This window comes from Pedobacter sp. 05L430 (assembly GCF_056397585.1).
The window spans coordinates 1-6,152 of the sequence record NZ_JBFTNT010000256.1 but is presented as its reverse complement, the minus strand read 5'-3'; the positions used below and the strand labels follow the sequence as shown (position 1 = coordinate 6,152).

The window sequence follows — 6,152 nt, the reverse complement described above, 5'->3', positions numbered from 1 at the left end:
CCTTAAGCAATGAAGTTAGCAGAGGTGTGGTATTTTTTCCAGAATTAGGTTTTATGCCATAAGCCGATAACTTGTATATTTTGACGTTACTTTGCGCCATTAATGAAAAGTTTAGAGCTGTGGTTAATAAAACCAATAAGATGATTTTTTTCAAGGTGTGTAGTTTATTTTAGTTTTACGAATCTCAAAACTATTAAAAATATTGGATTGGCGAGGGATTATCAATTTTAGCAACTACTAAACAAAAGGGATAACCATAAATTCGCGAATTAACGCAATATATTGACTTGATATACTGGCACTATGAGTTATCACGTATTATTCTATGACGTTAAAAAAAGTTAAACTTGATTGCAAAATATAGCAGTGAATCCTTAATTCTGTAAATTAGATCTATGATAAGAATTAAACGCTCTCTTTTCCCCATACTCCTGTTATGCAGCGCATTAACACAGGCGCAAAGCAAGTTTAACGGCAACTTTGAAGTGCTAGACAGCACAGGAAATCCGGAGGGTTGGAATCTTAGAATAAAAACCCAAAGCCCGTACATCGTAAAACTGGATAGTACAATTAAACTGCAAGGAAAATATGCCATTTCTATTACCGACAGTGCAGGTGCTGATTACGGGGGCATAAACTTTAAAATAAACAAAAGATTTAAGGGAAAACAATTAATGCTAGTTGGGAACCTAAAAACCCAAAACGTAACTGGTGGTTTTGCTGGGATCTGGATGCGCACAGATGGCATCAATGGAAAAAGTGTGGGCTACGAGAATTCAGAGAATCAGGCTTTAACAGGCACAAATGACTGGAAAGAGTTTATGATTCAGCTACCTTATGATGGTCGTGAAATAGTAGCCATAAACGTTGGTGCGGTACTGGCTGGCAAAGGCACGGTCTGGGTTGATAGCTTGCGCCTGTATCTGGACGAAAAGCCAATAGATGAAGCGCGGGAGCAACAAGCTAATATATATCAGGCATTAAAAGACACGGTACTAAATCAAAACTCTGGAATAGATGCCATTCCTTTAACCCCCTCAACTCAAAAAAACTTAAGCTTACTCGGGGAAGTATGGGGCTTTCTAAAATACCATCATCCGGCAGTAGCCAATGGTGATTATAACTGGGATGCAGAACTTTTCCGTGTATTGCCTGAGGTTCTTAGCTGCAGAACCGATATACAGGTATCGCAGGTGATGGAAAAATGGGTTGATAAATTAGGCAAAGTTCCGCCCTGCGCAGATTGCAAAACACAGCCTAGCCTTGCAACCATCGCCGTTAGACCTGATTACGGAAGCTTATTCAAGAATAAAATTTTTAGCAAAACGCTTTCTGCCAAACTGGATTACATTTTAAAGAACACAAACATCACAACGAATTATTATGTAGGTGGTCTGATTAATATAAGAAACAGTTCTTTTTTGCATGAAAACAAATACGCTGACAAGAAGTACCCTGATGCAGGTTTACGCTTATTGGCGCTTTATCGTTACTGGAGTATGATTCAATACTTTTGTCCAAACAGAGAACTAACTACTGAGAAGTGGAGCACTATCCTTCCTGCTTTTATCCCACAGGTAATTAAAGCTGATAATGAACATACCTATGTAAAGGCAATGGTTAAACTAATTGCAAGTATCCACGATTCGCATGCATTTATTGAAAGCGAAGTCCGTGAACAGGATCTGGGAAGATATAGATTGCCCTTTGATGCCGGATTTGTGGGGGATCAGCTTATAGTTACAAGTTCTCTCAAAGAAACCTTTGACCTTACTAAGAACCTAACCCGAGGCGATATTATAACTGCTATTAACGGAGAGGAAGTACAATCGTTAATTAATAAATACTTGCCTATCACCCCAGCTTCAAACCATGGAACTGCATTGAGAGATATGACTAGTGTTTACCTGAGAAGAGGTATCGATAGCACTTTTAACCTACAAATCATTAGAAACAATGTGCCCATGACTGTGGTTCAACAAGGCTTAGAAATAAGCAAGGTCAATGATGTTTACCTGCAATCTCATAAACCTGCATACCAATTAATAAATACCGGTATTGGTTACGTTTATTGTGGCGCTTATAAAAACACCATGCTAGACAGCATAAAAACAAAATTTAAAGATACAAAAGGGATTATTGTAGACATGCGTGGCTATCCGGTTGATGAAATGGAGCGTACCTTTGTTGCCTATTTCAAACCAGACTCGAGTATATTCGCAAAATTTACTGGCCGATCCATCAGCAATCCTGGTATGTTTACATATGAAGAATCTGCCAAAACCGGGATTAAAACAACAGATTATTATAAGGGAAAAGTGGTAGTGCTTGTTAATGAAAATTCACAGAGCAATTCAGAGTTTGTTACGATGGCTTTGCAAAGTGCTCCAAATACTACTGTTATAGGCAGCTCGTCTGCTGGTGCCGATGGCAACGTTACCCCTATTTCTTTACCGGGTGCTATTACAACCTGGTATTCTGGCCTGGGGGTGTATTATCCTGACGGCACTAATGCTCAACGTGTTGGAGTAAAAATTAACAAAGTAGTAAGACCAACCATCGATGGCATACTAACCGGAAAAGACGAGGTTTTGGAAGAGGCTAAAAAACTGATTTTGATAAATAAGTAGCTATATTAAGATTCTTTTAATTCCTTTATTCTAGCTTTTAAAAAGCCTTCTTTATTTTTTTTTATCTCTTTCAACAATGCTTTCCTTTCAGCAGGTAGGGTAAAATATTTTTCGGCCCATAGGTTAATTTCGATCATTATAGGCAATAGATCAATCCCTTTTTGTGTGAGCCTATATAAAACTTTTGCCTTGCTGTCGGGATGGTTTAGTTTGGCAACAATCCCATTTTCTTCGAGCATTTGTAATCGGGCGGCTAAAATATTGGTTGCTATTTTTTCGTCCGATTTTAAAAAATCGCCATATGTGCACTGTTTCGCAAACATAAGATCCCTAACGATCAGCAGCGACCATTTGTCTCCCCAGACATCAAGTGAACAGCTAATAGGGCAATCCGACCTCTTCTTTGTATCCATAATAAAAATATTTATAAAATCACTTGCATTTTGCAAGTTGAAATGTATATTTGCACTTGCAAAATGCAAGCAAATTTACGAATTAAATTTATATAAACAATGAAAACAACAGGAAATACAGTATTCATTAGTGGCGGAAGCGCCGGAATAGGATTAGCAATTGCTAAAAAATTAAATGCAACAGGCAACAAAGTCATCATTAACGGACGTAATGAAGAACGCCTTCAGAATGCACTAAGAGAATTAGGCGATGCTGTCGCTATCCAGGGCGATCTATCGGTAGAAGCTGACAGGGTCCGTATCGCGGCACACCTGAAAGAGCATCACCCAGATGTGAACATCATCATAAATAATGCCGGAGCAGCCTTTAGTTATCTTTTGAATGAAACCTCAAATGCACACGAGAAGGCTGTTATAGAAATGAATACAAATTACTTTAGTGTAATCCACTTTACGGAATTGCTACTGCCACACCTGCTGCAAAAAGCAGAATCAGCGGTTGTAAATGTTTCTTCGATAGCTGTTTATGGTAGTAATAAATTTATACCTACTTATGGCGCAACAAAAGCTGCATTGCACAGCTATACCGTTGCATTGAGGTACACCTACGAAGAACAAAAAAACGTCCAGATATACGAAGTATACCCTCCTTTGGTAAATACAGAATTTTCGGCGGAAATAGGCGGTGCAAATGGCATTCCTCCTGAAGAAGTTGCAGATGAATTCTTTATAGCACTGGAAAAAAATCAGTTTGATGTTCCCGTGGGCAACACAAAGGCTTATGCTTCAGCATTTCAGGAAGCATTAGAAAAACTAAAGGGCTAGATTTTTAAATCTAATAAGAATTATCATCAGGAAATCGAGACGATTTTCTCATGATAATTCTATTTTAAATGTGACTAAAATTAGTAGTTTACAGATAAGCCCAGGTTAATTGCTGTACCCCTGCCCTTGGAATAAAAACCAGGTTGCATAAACCATTGCGCCCTTGCTGGAAAATAATCCTGGTTAAACAGGTTTTCCACCCCTAAGGTAATCCGGGTGTTTTTATTAGCCCTGTAGCTGCCTGTAAAACTGAATAGGTTATATGCTTTAACTGCTCCTTCGTTACCATTGTAAACGCCTGAAGCATTTTTCTCGAAGCGGTTACGTGACGCTATTCCGGTATAATTAAGTGTTAAATCTAATATGGTCAACGGGCTATAAGTAACCGTTCCGGTAATCTTTGGTGCCGAAATTCGGCGGCCATTCATATACATGTCTGCACTGTCATCAAAGTTGCCATTGTTATCAATGTCGCGTTTACCTTCGGTGTAACTATAACTTGCACCCAATTCTAATGACGGCATCAATTTGTAATTGGCAGCGAGTTCAAATCCATATATTTCTTCTGGACTTCTTGCGGTATTAAACAATCCGGTAGCTGCATCGTATACGACTTCAATACCAAGTTTCGATGTACTTTTGTACACAGAAGCAAGAAAAGTCAGCTCCTGATAAGTACTTTGAAAACCAGCCTCATAATTATTCACCTTTACGGCATCGGTATTGATCTTATCAATGCTATTCACTTTAGCCTCACGCAATGCCAGACCAATATCCATCACTGAAAAGCCTTGAGAGAAACTAACAAAAGGACTGAACAATGCAAAACGGTTATATTTTAATGCAGCATTATACAAATAGGTGTTGTACTTTAATTTGCCACCAGTAACCTCAAAAGAAGGCGTTAATGTTCCCCCTGTTGCATTTGTAGTGCGCAATGTTTTGTAGTCGTCGACATTAATATTTACATGTTCCAGACGAATTCCCGTGGTAAATATCAAATCTTTTAATGCCGTTATACTTGCCTGTGCAAATGGAGCCAGGTTGGCCATATCCATTTCGGGTACCCAGGTCCTGCCATCAACTAAAGGTTGTGCAGTTTTATCCTTTAAAAAATCTGCACCATAAGCTAGTGTTGCCTTTAAGGCCGAGGTTTGTAATACAGGTGTTTCTAAAAATAAGCGGGCACCTTTTTTCTCATTTGTAGCAAGCGATTGTCCATCACCACCATCAAAACGACCTAAAGAGACGTAAAATACATCTTTGCGTTTTTCAAAGTAAGTATCAACATGCAGACTAGTGTTCAATAATATGCTGTCTATTTTATATGATAGATGGATATTATGGTTGTAATCGACCCCCGTTGGTATGCCTAGAGGTTTGCCTAAAACTCCTGTAGCCTTTTGACCCGTGGCAAGATTACCATTTACTAGTGTGAAATTGCTGTTCTGCAAACTGCTGTACAGATTGTAAACGAGTTGCAAACGTTGGTTTTTAGTTGGCTGGTAACCAACTTTGAAGAATGCATTGTAACTGTCAGTTTCGCCTAAACTATAGTTCGGACCAACCACATCACCTTTGGCATCTTTATATTCACCGGTTTGTTCATAAGTTCCACTAGCTACGTAATCCATTTTTCCAACCTTCCCGTAAAACATTTGATTGATGCGTCCACCTCCGGAGTTTTTTGGGTTGATCATCGATCCATTTAAGTTAACAGACGTTTTTCCTGCAAACTTTGCCGCAGTATCTGGAACAAGTGTAATGTAGTTGACTAATCCGCCGGCTGCTCCATTTCCATAAATTGCCGTTGCACCTTTTACAACTTCTATTCGCTGCAAAACTGCAGGGTCGATAGAACGTAGATCTACCTCTGCATTTCTTAAGGGTGAAGACTGGCTTACACCATCAATCATAACAAGCATTGGACGTCCTCGAAGATTTTGTCCTACATTATTTCCTGTTTGTGCTGTTGGCGCGAACCCCGGAACCTGATTGGCTAAAATGGTGCTTAGATCAGGGTTGATAATCATTTCTGATTCTAGCTTCTTTTTTGAAACAACACTTACTGAACCAGCTATGTTCCGTATATTTTCTGGTTTACGTGTCGCAGAGATGACAACATTTTCCAACGTATTGTTCTCTTGTTCCAATATCCAGTTTAAGGTTGTATCACGTTGTAAAGATCCTAATTCTATATTTAGGTTCTTATATCCTACAGCCTTTGTTTTTAATATTATCGGTTTCCCGGCTTTTACAAATAATGTAAAATGTCCCTTAGTAT

The 6,152-nt window shown here is 38.8% G+C and carries 4 protein-coding genes; 2 read left to right on the top strand and 2 right to left on the bottom strand.

Going from position 1 to position 6,152, the window contains the following annotated elements:
* Positions 1-395 precede the first annotated feature (395 nt).
* Positions 396-2,630, top strand: a complete 2,235-nt coding sequence (locus AC1DG9_RS21670) for a S41 family peptidase (protein WP_288883286.1) — start codon at positions 396-398, stop codon at positions 2,628-2,630.
* Positions 2,631-2,635: 5 nt separating this feature from the next.
* Here the strand turns inward: AC1DG9_RS21670 and AC1DG9_RS21665 are convergent, their stop codons facing one another.
* The gene (locus AC1DG9_RS21665; RefSeq protein ID WP_288883284.1) at positions 2,636-3,043 is read right to left on the bottom strand and encodes a winged helix-turn-helix transcriptional regulator; all 408 of its coding nucleotides are present in this window, start codon (positions 3,041-3,043) and stop codon (positions 2,636-2,638) included.
* A 99-nt stretch (positions 3,044-3,142) separates the two neighbouring features.
* Here AC1DG9_RS21665 and AC1DG9_RS21660 point away from each other — a divergent pair, with 99 nt between their 5' ends.
* The gene (locus AC1DG9_RS21660) at positions 3,143-3,868 is read left to right on the top strand and encodes an SDR family oxidoreductase (protein WP_172660261.1); all 726 of its coding nucleotides are present in this window, start codon (positions 3,143-3,145) and stop codon (positions 3,866-3,868) included.
* 80 nt (positions 3,869-3,948) lie between these two features.
* Here the strand turns inward: AC1DG9_RS21660 and AC1DG9_RS21655 are convergent.
* Positions 3,949-6,152, bottom strand: a 2,204-nt coding sequence (locus AC1DG9_RS21655) for a TonB-dependent receptor (RefSeq protein ID WP_477635218.1), incomplete at its 5' end; no start/stop codon positions are given.

Coding starts and splice junctions, on each gene's coding strand:
- AC1DG9_RS21670 (WP_288883286.1), top strand. CDS start 396: ATGATAAGAATTAAACGCTCTCTTTTCCCCATACTCCTGTTATGCAGC.
- AC1DG9_RS21665 (WP_288883284.1), bottom strand. CDS start 3,043: ATGGATACAAAGAAGAGGTCGGATTGCCCTATTAGCTGTTCACTTGAT.
- AC1DG9_RS21660 (WP_172660261.1), top strand. CDS start 3,143: ATGAAAACAACAGGAAATACAGTATTCATTAGTGGCGGAAGCGCCGGA.